At 59.3% G+C, this 17,940-nt stretch carries 19 protein-coding genes; 14 read left to right on the top strand and 5 right to left on the bottom strand.

Annotation, left to right across the window (positions count from 1 at the left end):
- Positions 1-80 precede the first annotated feature (80 nt).
- Positions 81-884 (top strand): aldolase/citrate lyase family protein, encoded by an 804-nt coding sequence (locus ACP7BS_RS13055; RefSeq protein WP_426238445.1) that lies wholly within the window; start codon positions 81-83, stop codon positions 882-884.
- On the opposite strand, the gene ACP7BS_RS13050 is transcribed toward ACP7BS_RS13055, so the two are convergent.
- The gene (locus ACP7BS_RS13050) at positions 885-1,976 is read right to left on the bottom strand and encodes a mannitol dehydrogenase family protein (RefSeq protein ID WP_426238444.1); all 1,092 of its coding nucleotides are present in this window, start codon (positions 1,974-1,976) and stop codon (positions 885-887) included.
- A 16-nt stretch (positions 1,977-1,992) separates the two neighbouring features.
- Positions 1,993-2,871 (bottom strand): FCD domain-containing protein, encoded by an 879-nt coding sequence (locus tag ACP7BS_RS13045; RefSeq protein WP_426238443.1) that lies wholly within the window; start codon positions 2,869-2,871, stop codon positions 1,993-1,995.
- A 269-nt stretch (positions 2,872-3,140) separates the two neighbouring features.
- Here ACP7BS_RS13045 and ACP7BS_RS13040 point away from each other — a divergent pair, with 269 nt between their 5' ends.
- The 10 genes from ACP7BS_RS13040 to ACP7BS_RS12995 all read left to right on the top strand — a co-directional run bounded on the left by ACP7BS_RS13040 (position 3,141) and on the right by ACP7BS_RS12995 (position 14,195).
- Entirely contained in the window at positions 3,141-4,646 is a 1,506-nt protein-coding gene (locus ACP7BS_RS13040) for a UxaA family hydrolase (protein ID WP_426238442.1), read from the top strand.
- A gap of 31 nt (positions 4,647-4,677) precedes the next feature.
- Positions 4,678-5,697, top strand: coding sequence for an aldo/keto reductase (locus tag ACP7BS_RS13035; protein ID WP_426238441.1), 1,020 nt, complete (start codon positions 4,678-4,680; stop codon positions 5,695-5,697).
- A 30-nt stretch (positions 5,698-5,727) separates the two neighbouring features.
- Entirely contained in the window at positions 5,728-6,174 is a 447-nt protein-coding gene (locus ACP7BS_RS13030) for an RbsD/FucU family protein (RefSeq protein WP_426125695.1), read from the top strand.
- Between the two features lie 240 nt (positions 6,175-6,414).
- A complete protein-coding gene (locus ACP7BS_RS13025) occupies positions 6,415-7,404 on the top strand; it encodes an ABC transporter substrate-binding protein (protein WP_426238440.1) in 990 nt (329 codons plus the stop codon).
- 122 nt (positions 7,405-7,526) lie between these two features.
- Positions 7,527-9,077 carry a sugar ABC transporter ATP-binding protein gene (locus ACP7BS_RS13020; protein WP_426238439.1) on the top strand — a complete coding sequence of 517 codons (1,551 nt, stop codon included), beginning with the start codon at positions 7,527-7,529 and terminating at the stop codon, positions 9,075-9,077.
- 42 nt (positions 9,078-9,119) lie between these two features.
- Positions 9,120-10,094, top strand: a complete 975-nt coding sequence (locus ACP7BS_RS13015; protein ID WP_426238438.1) for an ABC transporter permease — start codon at positions 9,120-9,122, stop codon at positions 10,092-10,094.
- An 88-nt stretch (positions 10,095-10,182) separates the two neighbouring features.
- A complete protein-coding gene (locus ACP7BS_RS13010; RefSeq protein ID WP_426238437.1) occupies positions 10,183-11,202 on the top strand; it encodes a zinc-binding alcohol dehydrogenase family protein in 1,020 nt (339 codons plus the stop codon).
- Between the two features lie 254 nt (positions 11,203-11,456).
- Positions 11,457-12,731 carry a polyhydroxyalkanoate depolymerase gene (phaZ, locus tag ACP7BS_RS13005; protein ID WP_426231447.1) on the top strand — a complete coding sequence of 425 codons (1,275 nt, stop codon included), beginning with the start codon at positions 11,457-11,459 and terminating at the stop codon, positions 12,729-12,731.
- Between the two features lie 145 nt (positions 12,732-12,876).
- Complete coding sequence (locus ACP7BS_RS13000) at positions 12,877-13,305, top strand: DUF2852 domain-containing protein (protein WP_426238436.1); 429 nt, start codon at positions 12,877-12,879, stop codon at positions 13,303-13,305.
- Positions 13,306-13,436: 131 nt separating this feature from the next.
- Positions 13,437-14,195: a M48 family metallopeptidase gene (locus ACP7BS_RS12995; RefSeq protein ID WP_426238435.1), complete on the top strand. Its 759-nt coding sequence runs from the start codon at positions 13,437-13,439 to the stop codon at positions 14,193-14,195.
- A gap of 36 nt (positions 14,196-14,231) precedes the next feature.
- Here ACP7BS_RS12995 and ACP7BS_RS12990 read toward each other — a convergent pair whose 3' ends face one another.
- Genes ACP7BS_RS12990 through ACP7BS_RS12980 form a run of 3 tightly spaced genes read right to left on the bottom strand, consistent with a single transcriptional unit; the run spans position 14,232 to position 15,064 of the window.
- On the bottom strand, positions 14,232-14,432 hold the full coding sequence (locus ACP7BS_RS12990; RefSeq protein ID WP_426238434.1) for a YqaE/Pmp3 family membrane protein: 201 nt from the start codon (positions 14,430-14,432) through the stop codon (positions 14,232-14,234).
- Positions 14,433-14,489: 57 nt separating this feature from the next.
- Positions 14,490-14,855, bottom strand: a complete 366-nt coding sequence (locus tag ACP7BS_RS12985) for a type II toxin-antitoxin system VapC family toxin (RefSeq protein WP_426238433.1) — start codon at positions 14,853-14,855, stop codon at positions 14,490-14,492.
- Positions 14,849-15,064 carry a CopG family transcriptional regulator gene (locus ACP7BS_RS12980; protein WP_426231452.1) on the bottom strand — a complete coding sequence of 72 codons (216 nt, stop codon included), beginning with the start codon at positions 15,062-15,064 and terminating at the stop codon, positions 14,849-14,851. Before ACP7BS_RS12980 ends, ACP7BS_RS12985 begins: the two co-directional genes overlap by 7 nt.
- A 128-nt stretch (positions 15,065-15,192) precedes the next feature.
- Here ACP7BS_RS12980 and ACP7BS_RS12975 point away from each other — a divergent pair, with 128 nt between their 5' ends.
- From ACP7BS_RS12975 to trpA, 3 genes are read left to right on the top strand one after another with little or no spacing between them, the layout of a single operon-like run.
- On the top strand, positions 15,193-15,873 hold the full coding sequence (locus ACP7BS_RS12975) for a phosphoribosylanthranilate isomerase (RefSeq protein WP_426238432.1): 681 nt from the start codon (positions 15,193-15,195) through the stop codon (positions 15,871-15,873).
- Positions 15,870-17,090, top strand: coding sequence for a tryptophan synthase subunit beta (trpB, locus tag ACP7BS_RS12970; protein WP_426238431.1), 1,221 nt, complete (start codon positions 15,870-15,872; stop codon positions 17,088-17,090). Before ACP7BS_RS12975 ends, trpB begins: the two co-directional genes overlap by 4 nt.
- 4 nt (positions 17,091-17,094) lie before the next feature.
- Positions 17,095-17,934: a tryptophan synthase subunit alpha gene (gene trpA, locus ACP7BS_RS12965; protein ID WP_426238430.1), complete on the top strand. Its 840-nt coding sequence runs from the start codon at positions 17,095-17,097 to the stop codon at positions 17,932-17,934.
- The last annotated feature ends 6 nt before the right edge of the window (positions 17,935-17,940 follow it).

Here is a 17,940-nt window from a genome sequence, read left to right as displayed (position 1 = left end):
TTTTGAAGAGAACCGGCTGGATAGTTCTGGCCGGTTTTTTCGTTTGGCGGTAGAAAGCATAAAGACAGCAGGAGACAGCCATGCCCGCCCCGAAAAACACCTTCAAAGCCGCGCTCCGCGAGGATCGTTTTCAGCTGGGTCTCTGGGTAGCGCTGGCCAGTCCCTATGCAGCGGAAATCGTCTCGGGCAGCGGTTATGACTGGCTGCTGATCGATGGCGAACATGGGCCGAACGATATTCCGCTTCTGTCGGCGCAAATCCAGGCCGTGGCCCGCTCCGGCAGCCATCCGATGGTCCGGCTTCCGGTCGGTGAAACCTGGCTGATCAAGCAGATCCTCGACACCGGCGCTCAGACATTGCTGATCCCGATGGTGGAAAGTGTCGAACAGGCTCAGGCTTTGGTGCGTGCCGTGCGCTATCCGCCGCATGGCGTACGCGGCGTCGGTGCCGCCCTTGGCCGGGCATCGCAGTTCAGCCGGATCGGCGATTATCTTGAAACGGCCAATGACGAGATTTGCCTGATCGTGCAGATCGAAAGCCGTGCCGGTCTCGTGGCGCTGGACGATATCGCAGCGCTCGACGGCGTTGACGGCCTGTTCATCGGCCCGTCCGACCTCGCCGCAGACATGGGATATCTCGGCCAGCCCGGGCATCCGCAGGTGACAGCGGCGATCAAGGACGCATTCGATCGGATCGGCAAGGCGGGCAAGGCACGAGGCATCATGACGCTGAGCCTCGACCAGGCCCATATGTACCGCGCAATGGGCGCAGACTTCATGGCAATCGGCACCGATGTGACGCTTCTGGTCAGCGCCACGACGAAGTTGCGGGACGACTTCCTGTCTGGCGAAAAGGGCGATACCAAGCCGGTTGCCGGCTACTGATCAGCGGCTTTCGATGATCGCTGTCAGTCTGGGCATCGCCACATCCGGGCTCCAGGCCTTGAAATCGGCAATCCGCCGGGTGATTTTCTCAGCGTGATGGTTGGCGATATCGCGGATTCGGTGTTCCAGGAATGGATTCCGGAACCGGTCGAGCGTCTGCGCCACGTACCTGGTGGCCTCGCTGCCGAGGTTCTTCGCGGCAAAGCCGGGAATGACCTCGGTTTCGTAGATGTTCATCAGCGCGGCAAGAATATCTGGGTCCTTAAGGATGGCTTTAACGGTCTCATCCGACGGCCGCCCGGTTTTCAGCCAGATATCGGCCAGCACCGTATGGCCGAGGTTGAGGATGTGCAGCTTCAGCTTCTCGTATGGGGAGAGGTTTTCGACCAGCAGAATGGACGGATGCCTGCAGGGGAGTTTTAACCCGGGCTGCGCCTCTATCGCCCACAGTGCATAGGGCTCTGCCACCGCTCCGGCAGGCTCCAATGGTTCGGAGACGATCCGGTCCACCAGCGTATTGCCCCAGATAACCTGGTTTGCCAGCCAGTCCCTGAAACCCGCATCAGCGATCCGGCCGGATTGAAGATCGAGCATTACCGTTTTCAGCGTGTCACCGTTGCGGGCGACGAGTTCACAGGGCAGAACCGTCAGCGCCTTGCCGCCTGCGCGATAGCGCTCGTGCAAAAGGATCAGCAGTTTGCCGGGAAACGATGCAGGAACGTCCATCGCAAGATCATCTGGCCCGATCGCATAGCCGGTATCGCCGGTATTGGAGATCAGCACTTCGGCTTCCGTGGCCACGATCCGCTTGATCTCGTCCCAGTCCGCCGAAGTGGACAGTGCCCGGGCGACGCTTTTGACCTGCTGGGTGCGATCGACTTCGGCGCCATCCACAAGCCCCCTGATGATGACTGGAAAACCGTCCGGCGCCGCCAAAGCCGTTAAGCGTGCGGCACGCTCCACTGATCCGGTGGTCTGCACGATGGTGATCTTGCCGATGGCTTCGCCCCTTTCCAGTGCCTCACTGACGAAAAGATCGGCATGAGCCTGCAGGAATCGGCTGGTTCCAAACTGAACGATGGGCGTGATCATGATATCTTGAATCCGGCTATTGAATGGACTGGAGCAGGGTTTCGCGCGCCGATTTGAGATGCCGCCGGCAGGCGGCCTCGACACGTGCTGGGTCGCGGGAGCGAAGGGCGGCGATATAGTCGAGATGTTCTTCCAAGGCCCGAGCGTTGCGCTCGCGCGCATTCGTCTTGTTCCACTGGTAGTGGTAGTGAAAGACGATGGTGATGATGTCGTAGAAATCGACGATGAACCGGTTGCTCGATGACGTGTGTACCAAGAGATGGAAGCGCTCGTCGAGTTCGGAGAATTCCTTGTAGCGATTGTCGATATCGGCGAGAATTTCACGGTGTAAGGCCTCGATCCGGTCGAGATCGGCCCAGGCCGTGTGCTCCGGCGCAAGGGCGGTGAAGCTTGCAGCAGAACGCAGTTCGAACATTTCGCGCACTTCCGTCAGTTCCAGCGCAAACTCGCGGGTAAAACCCTTGAGGATCCAGTGGCTGTTCGGCCGCTTCTCGATCAGGCCGAAGCGGCTGAAGCGAATCAGGAATTCGCGCACGCTGGTGGTGCCGGTGCCGATATCGCGCGCCAGTTCCAGCTCGTTGATCTGCATGCCAGGCTCGGCACCGCCAGCCAGAATCCGGCGCATGAAACTGCGCTCAATGATGTCGGACAGCGAATCGGTTTCTTCTGCGGGGTAATAGTCCTCCGGCTTCGGCTGGCGCAGGACAACCTTTGCCCGCTTGTCCCAGGCCAGCAGCTGTAGCTCTTCCATACGCGTCAGAATGGCGCGGATGGTCGTGCGGCTGACGCCGAGCGTCGTGCCCAGTTCCGGCTCGGACGGCAGGCTGGAGGTTTCCGCCAGGAGCTTGAGGCAACGGTTGAAGGCGTCCTTGAAGACGGTATTCTGTTTCGCCATGACTGTGTCGACCGGATATGAGTTCTGTAAGCCCAAAGCGTGGGCGGGGTTTTTTTAACGTGCTCTATCCGACCGGTTTGATCCTGTCTTCGATTTTGCTCTGCGGGTTCATCGTGTTTCGTCCCTGATTCTGTTTTTGATGCGGTGCTTGCGTCGTGCCCTCCAGCCGCACCCCATAATACCCATTGACGATAAACTGTCTATTGTGGATAAAAGACAAAACGAATGAGAGGCTCATTCGAATAAGAATTGCCAGGGAGATACCAAGGGTGACCGCACCTTCCTTCATCGTTTTGTCGCCGGACGACAATGTCGCCGTCGCATCGCTGGCCATCGAGGCGGGTGGTGAACTGCCGGGCGGCGTGCGCGCAAACGGCAAGATCGATCCCGGCCATAAGGTGGCGATCCATAACGTCCATATCGGCGAACCGGTGGTGAAATACGGCCAGGCGATCGGCCGGGCGACCGTCGAGATCGCTGCGGGCGACCACGTTCATTCGCACAATCTGGCCTTCGATCAGGACCGCCTGTCGATCGGCGCTCCGGTCCCGCCGGAAGCGGCCAGTGTCGCCGACAAGGCGCGGACTTTCCTGGGCTACCGCCGCGCCGACGGGCGCGCCGCGACCCGCAATTTCATCGGCATCATCGCCAGCGTCAACTGTTCCACCACCGTCTGCCGTGCCATCGCGGAGGAAGCCAACAAGGTCATTCTGCCGCGTTATGACGGCATCGACGGTTTCGTGCCGATCGTCCACGATCAGGGCTGCGGCATGAGTTCGACCGGCGACGGCATGAAGAACCTGCACCGAACCCTTGCCGGCTATACGCGCCATGTGAATTTCGGCGGCGTGCTGATGGTCGGGCTTGGCTGCGAGGTCAACCAGCTGACGCTTTACGGTCAGTCAGGCGCTGGTGCCGGCAAACGGCATTTCAACATTCAGGATGCCGGCGGCTCCCGCCGCGCGGTTGCCCGCGCGCTGGGCGTGCTTGAGGAGATCGCGGCGGAGATCGGAACGGCCAAGCGAATTCCGATCCCGGTCAGCGAGATCATCGTCGGGCTGCAATGCGGTGGCTCGGATGGACTTTCGGGCATTACGGCCAATCCGGCTTTGGGGGCTGCTGTTGATATTCTGGCCGGTGCCGGCGGTACGGCCATCCTGTCGGAAACCTCGGAAATCTACGGTGCCGAGCATCTGCTGCGCAGCCGGGCCGTCAATGATGGCGTCGCGGAAAAACTCGACGGACTGATTTCCTGGTGGGAAGACTATGTCGCCATGCATGGCGCTTCGCTCGACAACAATCCTTCGCCGGGCAACAAGCGCGGCGGCCTGACGACGATCCTGGAAAAATCGCTCGGTGCCGTCGCCAAGGGCGGCCGCTCGCCGCTGACGGCGGTCTATCATTATGCCGAGCGGGTGACGGAACACGGCCTCGTCTTCATGGATACGCCCGGCTACGACCCGGTCTCGGCAACAGGGCAGGTGGCGGGTGGCGCCAATGTCATCACGTTTACGACCGGCCGCGGCAGCTGTTTCGGCTCGCGTCCATGTCCGTCGATCAAGCTGACCAGCAACACGGCACTGTATCGCGCCATGGAGGAAGACATGGATATCGATTGCGGCACCATTGCTACGGGTGACGCGACGATAGCCGGCATGGGCCGCGAGATCTTCGATCTGATCATCGATACGGCGTCCGGCAAGAAAACCAAGAGCGAGCTGTTCGGTTACGGCGACAATGAATTCGTGCCCTGGCACCTGGGCGCGACACTCTGACGGGCGGGCGTTGGAGCGGAGGAGAGAATTGATGCAGACACGCAAAATCGGCCAGACGGACCTTTCCGTCACCGAATATAGCTTTGGCACGGCGCCGCTCGGCGGCATGTACCGGGCCTGCCCGCGCGAAGCGGCAATGGAAACGCTGGAAGCGGCCTGGACTGCCGGCTTGCGGTTCTTCGATACGGCGCCCTGGTACGGGTTTGGTCTGGCCGAGCGTCGCGTCGGCGATTTCCTGCGTGACAAGCCCAAGGGCAGTTATGTTCTGTCGACGAAGGTTGGCCGGCTGCAGCGGCCGGTCGCCGACGATGAGGTGCCAAGCTACGGTTTCGTCGATCCGCTGCCATTCGATACGGATTACGACTATTCCTATGACGGTATCATGCGCTCGGTCGAATTCAGCTATGCCCGCCTCGGGCTCAACCGCATCGATATTCTCTTGGTCCACGATATCGGTGTCTATACGCACGGTGCCGAGCGCAATGCTGTCTATCTTCGCCAGTTGCTGGATGGTGGTTTGAAGGCGTTGGACCAGCTGAAATCGAGCGGCGCCATCGCGGCTTACGGCCTGGGCGTCAATGAAGTGCCGGTTTGCCTCGATGTGATGGGTGAGGCGGATATCGACTGCATCCTTCTGGCCGGGCGCTATACGCTTCTTGACCGCACCGCTACCGCCGAACTGCTGCCGCTCTGCGAGAAAAAGAAAACCTCGCTGGTGGTTGGCGGCGTTTTCAATTCGGGTATTCTGGCCACCGGTCCGGTGGAGGGGGCGCATTTCGACTATATGCCGGCGACCCCGGACGTTCTCGACAAGGTGAGAGCAATGGAGACGATTGCGCGATCTCAAGGACTGCCGCTGGCAGCACCGGCGATCCAGTTTCCGTTGCAAAGCCCGGCGGTTGCCTCGGTTCTTCTCGGAACAGCCAAACCGTCGAGCCTGACCCGCAATATGGAATTGACCGAGCGGCGTCTGCAGCCGGACGATTTCAAGGCTTACGAAGCGCATACGTTAGTAGCCCCGGAACTCGGCGCAGACGCTGTTCGGGTTTAGCCGGCTTCCAAGAGACAAAGGAAAAACGGAATGCTGAAGGGAATACATCCATTGCTCGGTCCGGAATTACTGCATGCGATCCGTACCATGGGGCATGGGGACGAGATCGTGATTGCCGATGCCAACTTTCCGGCCAGCACGATGGGGCCGAAGGTGGTGCGGGCGGACGGGGTCGATGCGCTGAGCATTCTCGAGGCTATCCTCGCCCATATGCCGCTCGACACGTTCGTGGATGAATCCGCCTGGCGCATGGAAGTCGTCGGCGATCCGCAGGCGGTGCCGGATGTCTGCGTCAAGTTCCAGAGCCTGGTCAAAAAACTTGCCGGCGACTTCAAGGTGGTGCCGATCGAGCGCTTTGCCTTCTACGAGCGCTCGCGCAAGGCTGCCTATATCGTCGCGACGACGGAATTCCGGCTGTACGGAAATATCATCCTGAAAAAGGGTGTCGTGCATCCGCAGGAACTCTACCGCGTCTGACACCGGCAGCGAAACCCGGCCCATGGAGGTGGGCCGGTTCATCTTCGTGATGAAAAACAAAGACTTGGCGTTGGGAGGAAGACAATGTTCAAGGGAAATTTCGAACGCTTGCAATTTCGAAAATGCTGAGATAGCTTGCCAAAGCAAAATGTTTTTTATGGATAAAAGATCGAACTGTTTGCGTCTTGCAGTCCGGTCTGAGGAGAACTGAACAAGACGTTGTTGGAGGAGAACAACACCATGACCCTTATGAAGAATATCCTGTCCCGCCGCGCCTTTACCAGCCTGGCCGGTGCCGCTGTTTTCGCAACGATGATGCCGATGGCGTCGTTTGCGCAGGACGTCACAATCCCGATCATCGTCAAAGATACCACATCGTTCTACTGGCAAATCGTTCTGGCTGGTGCTCGTGCTGCCGGCAAGGATCTCGGCGTTAACGTGCCGGAACTCGGCGCCCAGTCGGAATCCGACATCAACGGCCAGATCACCATTCTGGAAAATGCTGTTGCCGGTGCTCCGGTTGCTGTCGTCATCTCGCCGACGGAATTCAAGGCGCTCGGCAAGCCGATCGATGAAGCTGCCAAGACCGTGCCGATCATCGGCATCGACTCAGGTGCCGATTCCAAAGCCTTCACCTCCTTCCTGACCACCGACAACACTCAGGGCGGCCGCATCGCTGCTGATGGTCTTGCTGCTGCCATCAAGGAAGCAACCGGCAAGGAAGAGGGTGACATCGCCATCATCACCAGCCTGCCGGGTGTCGGTTCGCTGGATCAGCGCCACAACGGCTTCGTCGAGCAGATCACGGCTAAATATCCGGGCCTGAAGGTCGTGGCTGACAAGTATGCTGACGGCCAGGCAACCACCGGCCTCAACATGATGACCGACCTGATCACTGCAAACCCGAACCTCGTTGGCGTCTTCGCGTCTAACCTGATCATGGCGCAGGGCGTTGGCCAGGCGATCGCTGAAAACAAGCTCGGCGACAAGATCAAGGTCATTGGCTTCGACAGCGACGAAAAGACGGTCGGCTTCCTCAAGGAAGGCGTTCTCGCCGGTCTCGTGGTGCAGGACCCATATCGCATGGGCTATGACGGCATCAAAACGGCACTGGCTGCTTCGAAAAAGGAGAAGGTCGAGGCCAATGTCGATACCGGTGCAAATCTGGTGACCAAGGCCAACATGGCGGATCCGAAGATCGACGCCCTTCTGAACCCGAAGGTCAACTGATCGAAACAACACGGCAGGCCGTTCCGATAACGGTCTGCCGTCTGTCGCATAACGCGATCCAGATTTGTGTCAGAGAGGCTCGCCGTTCTGACACAGGTTTCGGAGTGAGGAGGAAAGCCGCCATGACCGGACTTCACGATGTCAGCCACCGGCACGAGGGCGCGGCGACGATTGCCAAGCACCCTGTTCCCAAGGGCGAGCCGATCCTGGAACTGCGCGGCCTGCAGAAGAAATACGGTGCCGTCGAGGCGCTGAAGCCTGCAAACATCGCCTTTCTGTCGGGAGAGGTCCACGCGATCGTCGGCGAAAACGGCGCTGGTAAATCGACGCTGATCAAGCTTTTGACCGGCGTCATCCGCCGGACATCCGGCGAGGTCTTCTGGTGTGGTGATGCGGTGCAGCTTGCCACACCGAACGAGGCGATTTCGCGCGGTATTAATGCAGTGCATCAGGAAGTCGTGCTCTGCCGCCACCTATCTGTCGCTGCGAATATGTTTCTCGGCGACGAGATCAACAAGAACGGCCTAATGCGCAAGCGCGCCATGACCGATGCCGCCCAGGCCGTACTCAATGATCTCGGCTTCAACCTGCCCGCGGCGGCCCTTCTCAGCGACCTGACGATCGGCCAGCAGCAGCTGGTGGCGACGGCGCGCGCGGCGATGCGCGGCACCCAGTTCCTGATTTTCGATGAGCCGACCGCGTACCTGACACGCCAGGAATCGGCGCAGCTCTTCCGGCTCATTCGCCGGCTACAGGCCGAAGGCGTGACGATCGTTTATATCAGCCATCGCATGGAAGAGGTTTTCGAGCTGGCCGACCGGGTTTCGGTGCTGCGCGACGGTACCCATATCGGCACGCGAAAGATCACTGAAACCAATGATGCCGAGCTGATCTCGATGATGATCAACCGCACCATCGAGCAGATCTATCACAAGGAAACATTGCCGATCGGCGCGACGATTGTCGAGACGCGCGGCCTCTCCGGACCGGGCTTCTCGGATGTCTCTCTGTCGGTGCGCGCTGGCGAAATCGTCGGGCTCTACGGCTTGATCGGTGCCGGGCGCAGCGAGTTCGCGCTCGGGCTTTATGGCCGCCAGCCGTTGAGCGCCGGCGAAGTTTTTTGGCAGGGAAGCAAGGTCAGGATTCGCAATGAGCGCGATGCGATGGACCTCGGCATTGCGCTTGCGCCCGAAAGCCGCCGCGACCAGGGGCTCTGCCTCAACCTGCCGATCGGGCTGAATATCAACCTGCCTGTCTTCGACCGGTTGTCGCGTGGTCTCACCATCAATCGCGGCAAAGAGATCGAGAATGCCGACCGGCAGATCAAGGATCTGAAGATCAAGACGCCGACGCGGCGTGTTCTGGCGTCGGCCATGTCCGGCGGCAACCAGCAGAAGATCGTCATCGGCAAATGGCTGAGCCACGGTGCCAAGCTGTTCATTTTCGACGAGCCGACCGTTGGTGTCGATGTCGGTACCAAGGCGGAAATCTACCGGCTGTTTGCAAGGCTTCTGGAGCAGGGGGCGGGCATTATCCTGATCTCCTCCTACCTGCCGGAGGTCTACGAGCTTTCGGACCGGCTGCATGTGTTCCGGCAGGGAAAACTTGTCGCCAGCCACACCTATCGTAGTGCGTCTCATGAAGAAGTGCTGACCCAGGCGATCGGCGTCTAGCATCATGAAAAGACTGAGTAAGAAAATGCGCGGAGGAAAATCATGAGCGTAGAGACCACAACGGAAACCGCACCGGTGCCGAAGAAAGGCATGAACATCCTGTTCGGCCTGACCTTGCTTGGGCTGTTGCTGTTCCTCTGGCTGCTCCTCGGCATCTCGACGACGAGTTTCTGGACCTCCAACAACATCAGCAATCTGTTGCGCCAGGGGTCGATGACGGCGATCCTTGCCGTGGGTCAGACATTCGTCATTATCACTGCCGGTATCGATCTATCCGTCGGTGCCGTGGTTGGTTTCTCCAGCGTCACCGTCGCCTGGCTTCTGCAGCATGGCGTGCCGCTCTGGCCGGCCATGGGCATCACCCTATTGGTCGGCGTGGCGATCGGCGCTTTTCATGCCTTCGGCATCGTCCGCATGGGGCTTCCTGCCTTCATCATCACGCTGGCAACGTTGACCTCGCTGCGCGGCATCGGCCTCTTGGTGACCAATGGCTCGACCATCTCGATCAGCGATGAATCCTTCACCAATTTTTCGCGCGCCGATTTCCTTGGTATTCCCAGCCTGTTCTGGATGGTCATCGTCGTGGCGATACCTGCCTATATCTTTCTGCATCTGAGCCGTTGGGGCCGTTACCTCTTTGCGGTCGGTTCCAACAGCGAAGCCGCACGTCTCTCCGGCGTCAACGTTAACCGGACGATCTACCTTGCCTATATCCTGTCTTCCACCTGCGCCGCCTTTGTTGGCCTGCTGCTCGCCTCGCGCATCGGCATCGGCAACGCCACCCAGGCCGAAAGTTGGGAATTGCAAGCGATCGCCTCTTCGGTCATCGGCGGCACCAGTCTGTTTGGCGCGGTCGGGTCGGTGCATGGGCCGCTGCTCGGCGCCTTCATCCTGGCGACCATCAACAACGGCGCCAATCTGCTCAACGTCAATGCGTTCGTGCAGCGGATTATCACCGGCGTACTGATCATCGTCATCGTCTATTTCGACCAGCTGCGCCGCCGCGGTTCGCGCTGATCATCGCGGGTGTCCTGCCGGTTCTAAGCCGGCCGGATGCCGTTGCCATCAACCCGTCTGCGAATTGAGACTGCAAGGAACGCCTGCCATGAAAGCGGCCATCTGCTCCGAGCCCGGGCGCCTGGATATCATCGACAGACCAGCCCCGGGTTCGCCACCAAAGGGATGGGCGCGGTTGGCGGTCAGCCATGTCGGCATCTGCGGCACCGACTATCATATTTTCGAGGGCAAACACCCTTATCTCGAATATCCAAGAATCATGGGCCACGAGATCTCGGCAACGGTAATCGAGCCCGGCGAAGGGGTGTCCTTGGCTCCGGGCACGCCGGTCATCGTCAATCCGTATCTGTCCTGCGGAATCTGCGTCGCGTGCCGCAAGGACAAGCCAAACTGCTGCACGGCGATCAAGGTTCTGGGAGTTCATACCGACGGCGCGCTGTGCGAGGAAATCCTCGTGCCCGAGGAAAATCTTTATCCGGCCGGCGATCTTTCGCTGGAGGCGGCGGCAACAGTCGAATTCCTGGCCATCGGCGCCCATGCGGTGCGCCGCTCGCTGGCGCCTGCTGGGTCGAGGGCTCTGGTCATCGGCGCCGGACCGATCGGCCTCGGGACCGCGCTCTTTTCGCGCATCGCCGGCCATGAGGTGACGCTGCTCGATACAAGTGCCGAACGCCTGCAGATGGCGGCCGAACGGCTCGGTTTTGATGCAGGAATATTGGCCGGGGACGGCGCCTTGGAGGCCGTCTTATCGGCGACGGGCGGCGATGGTTTCGATGTGGTCTTCGATGCCACCGGCTTTGGTGGTTCGATGGAAAAATCCTTTTCCTTTGTTGCCCATGGGGGCTGCCTGGTCTTCGTCAGCGTCGTGAAGGACGATATCCGCTTCTCCGATCCTGAATTCCACAAACGCGAAATGATGCTGGTCGGCAGCCGCAATGCGACGCGGCAGGATTTCGAGCATGTGGCGGCATCGATCCGCGCCGGACATGTCCCGGTGTCGTCGCTGATCACGCATCGCACGACTTTGAACGCCGTCGTCGTCGATCTGCCACGCTGGGCGCATGAAAAGACCGGGTTGATCAAGGCCGTGGTCAAGGTCTCCCGGTAGCCGGATAGCTCGGCGGTGCAGTCTCCGGCATCGCTGTCCGCAAGCAGCTTCGCGCAAGCGCCTTTACCTACTATCAAGCCCTCTGTGGCACGCTTGTGAAGGTCTTGTCACAGAGGCGTTGAGGCATATTTATTGCGTCGCACAAGAAAAGTGCTAGTGTTGGCCTCACTTGCGGACGCAAAGAACAACAATTGCAAGGTTGCGTCCGGTTGGGAGCGGCGTTGTCGTTTACGGTAACAAGGAGAACGCTTCCGATGTTCTACCAGCTTTACGAGCTCAATCATGCGATGATGGCCCCCTGGCGGGCGGCCGCCGATGCGATGCGGCTCGCCTATGCCAATCCGCTCAATCCGATTGCGCATACCTATATGGGCAGGGCCGCCGCTGCCGGCCTCGAAGTCTTTGAACGCACCACGCGCCGTTACGGCAAGCCGGAGTTCGGCCTGCCTGAAACCGTTATCGATGGTGTTCCGGTTGCAGTCCGGGAGCGTATCGTCTGGCGCGAACCGTTCTGCAATCTCATCCATTTCCAGCGTGATTTGCCCAAGGGCAGGGCATCCGATCCGAAGGTACTGATCGTCGCGCCGATGTCCGGCCATTATGCCACGTTGTTGCGCGGCACCGTCGAGGCGCTGTTGCCGCAGTCGGATATCTACATCACCGATTGGATCGATGCGCGCACGGTGCCCCTGACGGAGGGTACCTTCGACCTCGAGGATTATGTCGATTACATCATCAATATCCTGCATTTCCTTGGCCCCGACACGCATGTGATCGCCGTCTGTCAGCCCGCCGTGCCTGTGCTGGCCGCCGTTGCCGTCATGGAAGCCAATGACGATCCGCTGTCGCCATCGTCGATGACACTGATGGGTGGACCGATCGATACGCGCATTAATCCGACAGCGGTGAACAAGCTTGCCAAGGAAAAACCGCTCAGCTGGTTCCGTGACAACGTCGTCATGCCGGTTCCATTTCCGCAGTCCGGATTCCTGCGGCCGGTCTATCCGGGCTTTCTTCAACTGTCCGGCTTCATGTCGATGAATCTCGACCGCCATGTCACAGCCACCAAGGATTTTTTCGAGCATCTCGTCAAGAACGACGGCGATGCGGCCGAAAAGCACCGCGATTTCTATGATGAATATATGGCGGTGATGGATCTGACGGCGGAATTCTACCTGCAAACCGTCGATGTGGTCTTCATGAAGCATGCGCTTCCGAAGGGCGAAATGATGCATCGCGGCCAGAAGGTGGACACGACTGCGATCCGCAAGGTGGCGCTTTTGACGGTGGAAGGTGAAAACGACGATATTTCCGGCGTTGGCCAGACACAGGCGGCCCAAACGATCTGTACCAACATCCCCGACAACATGCGCCTGCACTACATGCAGCCGGATGTCGGCCATTACGGTGTTTTCAACGGCTCGCGTTTCCGCCGCGAAATCGCTCCGCGCATTGCCGCGTTCCAACGCGAGCATGCCCGCAGCGCCAAGCCGGTGCGCCGGGTGATCAAAGGCGGCAAGACCGCCTGATCTCGAAAACATATCGATTTCATCGATCGATATCAGAGGCTTGCAGGAATTTGCGGACAATTGTCTTGCAGACCGGTAGGCCTCTTCCCATCTCGTAATAAGCGGGCCCGAAGGAGAGGCCCACTTTTAGCGAGGACTTCTGAACATGAACCAATCTGCATTGATCCGTCCGGACTGGACGCCAGCGACCATTGCCATGATGGTGCTCGGTTTCGTGATTTTCTGGCCGCTTGGGCTTGCCATGCTTGCCTATATTATTTTCGGCGAACGGCTGAAAAGCTTCAAGAAGGATGCCAACAACACCGTTGACGGCTTCTGCTCGTCGTTCAAGCGCAAGAGCCAGCGGTATGGCCGTCCAAGCTTCGGCACCGGCAATGTTGCGTTCGACGACTGGCGCGATGCCGAATTGTCCCGCCTCGACGAGGAACGCCGCAAGCTTGATGAAATGCGCGAACAGTTCGACGACTATGCCCGCGAACTGCGTCGCGCCAAGGACCAGGAAGATTTTGACCGTTTCATGCGCGATCGCAATCCCGGTGGTGCCGGTTCGGTCCCGGGCTTTCCGGCCAACTGATCTAGCGCTGATCGATAAGGTCACCCAAACGATAAAACCGGCATCCCACCAGATGCCGGTTTTTCTTTTCAACAGGGTTCCGCGCGTTCGGGATCATGCGTCCTTCAAACGAATCGGTTATCAAGACACTCATGTTCTCCCTGCTTCGAAAGACGCGTCAGCCCAAATCTCTGCCACCACCGGTGACGCGGACGATCGACGTTGCCGGCAAGGTCATGCCGCTGACGATTCGCCAGAATGCCCGCGCAACACGGATGACGCTGCGCATCGAACCGGGCGGCCGCGCGCTGAAGATGACCATTCCAGCCGGATTGCCCGAGCGCGAGATCACTGCCTTCCTCGATCGCCATCAGGGATGGCTGATGACCAAGCTCGCCCGGTTTTCCGGCGAAAGCGTGCTGGAAGAGGGGGGCACCATTCTTTTGCGCGGCGTGGCGCACCGGATCGAACGCACCGGCAAGCTGCGCGGCCTGACGGAGGCGGTAATCATCGATGACGAGCCGGTGCTGCTTGTCAGCGGTGCCGAGGAACATCTGCGCCGGCGGATTGCGGATTTCCTCAAGAAGGAGGCCCGCAAGGACCTGGAACAGCTGGTTTCCATCTACGCCCGGATGGTCGGCCGCAAGGTGAAGTCGCTGAGTTTCAAGGATACGCGCAGCCGTTGGGGCTCCTGCGCTGCCGATGGTGCCTTGAGCTTTTCCTGGCGGATCGTCATGGCGCCGCCAAAAGTGATCGACTATCTCGCTGCCCACGAGGTTTCACATCTGCGCGAGATGAATCACGGGCCGGATTTCTGGGACCTGTGCGAAGAGCTCTGCCCGGCAATGGACGATGCCAAGCGCTGGCTCAAGCGCAATGGCACCATGCTGCACGCAATCGATTTTGATTGAGTCTGTCGAGCTTATCGCTCGTTTAAGGTCTGCGGCTCAACGCCGGTATTGATTGCCCAGCGCATCCCTGATTTTCTCGTCGGTCTTATACCGGCTAAGAGCGTAGACCGACCAGATCGCGGCGGGAATCCAGCCGATCAGGGTCACCTGCAGGATAAGGCAGATGATGCCCGCAATGGGCCGGCCGATGGTGAAAAACTGAAGCCAGGGCAGGATGATGGCAAGCAGAAGGCGCATGATGTTCTCCGTGTGTCTGCTTGGGATATAGGAAGCCTCGGGGACCATGCAACGGGTCTATATCGTATAGGGCATGCGCACGAAGGGCGAATCGGCCGCGAAATCCTTGGTGTTTCGCGTGATGAGCAACATGCCGTTTGCCTGTGCCGAAGCCTCGATAATCGCGTCCGGCAGCTTGATGCGCCGCTTGCGGCGAAGCGTCACAGCAAGATCGGCGATCGGTGCGGTCAGCCCGACCAGGCTAAAACCATTGAGAAAAGCGCGCGTTCCCGCCTCAGCCTCCTCGCGTGCGCCGGCCATCACCTCCATCCATGAAATGATGCTGATGGCCTTTTCCTCATAGAGAGCAAGTTCGTCGCGAGCCTGTGCAATACCATTAAGATAGTCGATCAGGATATTGGTATCGAACAGTGCCTTCACCATTCGCTGCGAACTTTCTCCTGATAAGACAAGCCGTCCACTGCGCTTTCACCCCAGAGCCCGAAGGCGTCGTTGATGTCGATGCGCTGACGGCGCTGGATGTAATCATCGATCGCCGCCCGGATCACCGCTGCGCGCGACAGCTTTTCCGTTCTTGCGATGTCTTCAAGTGCCTGAACTTGAAGCTCGGTAATGTCGATCAAGGTTCTCATAATCAATATCCTATATATCGATATATGATATCATTTCAGCGAAGCCTTGTCATCTGCATGCTCTCGAAAGCCCGCATTTGTCGGTTTTAAGCTCGACTCAGACGATATTTCATGTCAGGTCGCTGTGCATGAAAACGGAAGTCAAAATTTGCGGGCTGAAGACTGAAGAGGCCGTGGATCGGGCCGTGGCGCTCGGCGCGGGTTATACGGGTTTCATCTTCTTTCCGAAGAGCCCACGCAATATCGAGCCCGACGATGCCGGCCGGCTGGCCGAGCGTATTCGTGGCAAGGCGAAGATCGTTGCGGTCACCGTCGATGCCGATAATGACGATCTCGACGAGATCGTCTCGGCGCTGTCGCCCGATATTCTCCAGCTTCACGGCAATGAGAGCCCCGAGCGTGTCCTCAACATCAAGGCGGTCTACGGATTGCCGGTGATCAAGGCGCTTTCCATTCGTGAGGCTGATGATCTCAGGCGCATCGAACCCTATATAGGTATAGCCGACTGCTTCCTGTTCGACGCCAAGCCGCCGAAAGGCTCGGATCTGCCGGGCGGCAACGGCGTGTCTTTCGACTGGAAGCTTTTGCACGCGCTTGACGAAAGTGTCGATTACATGCTTTCCGGTGGTTTGAATGCGGAGAACATCGGTGAAGCCCTGGCTCTGACAGGCGCCAAGGCCATCGATACGTCCTCCGGTGTGGAAAGCGCACCCGGCATCAAGGATCTGGGTCGCATGGAAGAATTTTTCAATGCCGTCGCCCGCGCGGAAGCGGATATGGCCAGAGCATCGGCAGGGAGAAGCAAGTGAACGAGACGCCACACCTGAATTCGTTCAAGACCGGCCCCGATGAAGATGGCCGTTTCGGCATTTTTGGCGGCCGTTTCGTTGCCGAAACTTTGATGCCGTTGATCCTCGACCTGCAGGCTGAGTGGGACAAGGCCAAGACCGATCCGGAATTTCAGGCAGAGTTGAAATATCTCGGCGCGCATTATATCGGCCGCCCGAGCCCGCTCTATTTTGCCGAGCGCCTGACGGAGCATCTTGGCGGCGCCAAGATCTATTTCAAGCGCGAAGAGTTGAACCATACCGGTTCGCACAAGATCAACAACTGTATCGGCCAGATTCTTCTGGCCAAGCGCATGGGCAAGACCCGCATCATCGCCGAAACCGGCGCCGGCCAGCATGGCGTGGCTTCCGCCACTGTTGCCGCCCGCTTCGGTCTTCCCTGCGTCGTCTATATGGGCGCGACCGATGTCGAGCGTCAGGCGCCGAACGTCTTCCGCATGAAGCTGCTCGGTGCCGAGGTCAAGCCGGTCACGGCCGGATCCGGGACGCTGAAGGACGCGATGAACGAGGCCCTGCGCGACTGGGTCACCAATGTCGACGATACCTATTACCTGATCGGCACCGCGGCCGGTCCGCACCCCTATCCGGAAATGGTCCGCGACTTCCAGTCGGTGATCGGTATTGAAGCCAAGCAGCAGATGCTGGAGGCCGAAGGCCGCCTGCCGGATCTGGTCATTGCTGCCGTCGGTGGTGGATCGAATGCGATCGGCATCTTCCATCCGTTCCTGGACGACGAATCCGTCAAGATCGTCGGCGTCGAAGCCGGCGGCAAGGGCCTGGAAGGCGACGAGCACTGTGCGTCGATCACGGCGGGCTCGCCGGGCGTGCTGCACGGAAACCGTACTTACCTGCTGCAGGACAGCGATGGCCAGATCAAGGAAGGCCATTCGATATCGGCCGGCCTCGATTATCCCGGCATCGGTCCCGAGCATTCCTGGCTCGCCGATATCGGCCGTGTCGATTATGTGCCGATCATGGACCATGAGGCGCTGGAAGCGTTCCAGCTGCTCACACGGCTTGAGGGGATCATTCCGGCACTGGAGCCGAGCCACGCGATCGCCGAGGTGATCAAGCGGGCGCCGACGATGGGCAAGGACGAGATCATCCTGATGAACCTGTCGGGCCGCGGCGATAAGGATATCTTCACCGTCGGCAAACTGCTTGGAATGGGACTGTAACAGCATGACCGCACGCATGGACAAACGATTTGCCGATCTGGCTGCCGAAGGCCGGCCGGCGCTGGTCACCTATTTTATGGCTGGCGATCCGGATTTCGACACGTCGCTGGCAATCATGAAGGCCCTGCCGTCTGCCGGTTCCGATATCATCGAGCTCGGCATGCCCTTTTCCGACCCGATGGCCGATGGTCCGGCGATCCAGCTGGCAGGTCAGCGCGCGCTGAAGGGCGGCCAGACTTTGGCAAAGACCTTGGAAATCGCCCGACTTTTCCGCGAAGGCGATCAGCACACGCCGATCGTTCTGATGGGGTATTACAACCCGATCTATATCCATGGCGTCGAGCGTTTTCTCGACGACGCTTTGGCGTGCGGTATCGACGGCCTGATCGTCGTCGATCTGCCGCCTGAAATGGATGACGAACTGTGCATTCCAGCGTTGAAGAAGGATATCAACTTCATTCGCCTGGCGACGCCGACTACGGACGATAAGCGGTTGCCGAAGGTTCTCGAAAATACCTCCGGTTTCGTCTATTATGTCTCGATGAACGGCATCACCGGCTCGGCTCTGCCGGATCCCACTGTTATCGGCGGTGCCGTACAGCGGATCAAGGGCCATACGAAACTTCCGGTCTGCGTCGGCTTCGGCGTCAAGACGGCTGAGCATGCCCGCGCTATCGGCGCATCGGCAGATGGTGTGGTCGTTGGCACCGCCATCATCAACCAGGTGGCGTCCAGCCTGACCGAAGACGGAAAATCAACAGGGGCAACGGTACCGGGCGTGGAAACGCTGGTTCGTGGCCTTGCAGCCGGCGTTCGTTCCGCGAAACTTGTCGCGGCCGAATAAATGCCC

It is taken from the genome of Pararhizobium sp. DWP1-1-3 (genome assembly GCF_049896125.1).
Classification (GTDB): Bacteria; Pseudomonadota; Alphaproteobacteria; order Rhizobiales; family Rhizobiaceae; genus Pararhizobium.
Note: the sequence above shows the minus strand (reverse complement) of the source record. Positions and strands in the feature narration are given on the sequence as shown.

Excerpts from the sequence above, each read along its gene's own strand:
- ACP7BS_RS13055 (WP_426238445.1), top strand. The coding sequence starts at position 81 with ATGCCCGCCCCGAAAAACACCTTCAAAGCCGCGCTCCGCGAGGATCGT.
- ACP7BS_RS13050 (WP_426238444.1), bottom strand. The coding sequence starts at position 1,976 with ATGATCACGCCCATCGTTCAGTTTGGAACCAGCCGATTCCTGCAGGCT.
- ACP7BS_RS13045 (WP_426238443.1), bottom strand. The coding sequence starts at position 2,871 with ATGGCGAAACAGAATACCGTCTTCAAGGACGCCTTCAACCGTTGCCTC.
- ACP7BS_RS13035 (WP_426238441.1), top strand. The coding sequence starts at position 4,678 with ATGCAGACACGCAAAATCGGCCAGACGGACCTTTCCGTCACCGAATAT.
- ACP7BS_RS13030 (WP_426125695.1), top strand. The coding sequence starts at position 5,728 with ATGCTGAAGGGAATACATCCATTGCTCGGTCCGGAATTACTGCATGCG.
- ACP7BS_RS13025 (WP_426238440.1), top strand. The coding sequence starts at position 6,415 with ATGACCCTTATGAAGAATATCCTGTCCCGCCGCGCCTTTACCAGCCTG.
- ACP7BS_RS13020 (WP_426238439.1), top strand. The coding sequence starts at position 7,527 with ATGACCGGACTTCACGATGTCAGCCACCGGCACGAGGGCGCGGCGACG.
- ACP7BS_RS13015 (WP_426238438.1), top strand. The coding sequence starts at position 9,120 with ATGAGCGTAGAGACCACAACGGAAACCGCACCGGTGCCGAAGAAAGGC.
- ACP7BS_RS13010 (WP_426238437.1), top strand. The coding sequence starts at position 10,183 with ATGAAAGCGGCCATCTGCTCCGAGCCCGGGCGCCTGGATATCATCGAC.
- phaZ (WP_426231447.1), top strand. The coding sequence starts at position 11,457 with ATGTTCTACCAGCTTTACGAGCTCAATCATGCGATGATGGCCCCCTGG.
- ACP7BS_RS13000 (WP_426238436.1), top strand. The coding sequence starts at position 12,877 with ATGAACCAATCTGCATTGATCCGTCCGGACTGGACGCCAGCGACCATT.
- ACP7BS_RS12995 (WP_426238435.1), top strand. The coding sequence starts at position 13,437 with ATGTTCTCCCTGCTTCGAAAGACGCGTCAGCCCAAATCTCTGCCACCA.
- ACP7BS_RS12990 (WP_426238434.1), bottom strand. The coding sequence starts at position 14,432 with ATGCGCCTTCTGCTTGCCATCATCCTGCCCTGGCTTCAGTTTTTCACC.
- ACP7BS_RS12985 (WP_426238433.1), bottom strand. The coding sequence starts at position 14,855 with ATGGTGAAGGCACTGTTCGATACCAATATCCTGATCGACTATCTTAAT.
- ACP7BS_RS12980 (WP_426231452.1), bottom strand. The coding sequence starts at position 15,064 with ATGAGAACCTTGATCGACATTACCGAGCTTCAAGTTCAGGCACTTGAA.
- ACP7BS_RS12975 (WP_426238432.1), top strand. The coding sequence starts at position 15,193 with ATGAAAACGGAAGTCAAAATTTGCGGGCTGAAGACTGAAGAGGCCGTG.
- trpA (WP_426238430.1), top strand. The coding sequence starts at position 17,095 with ATGACCGCACGCATGGACAAACGATTTGCCGATCTGGCTGCCGAAGGC.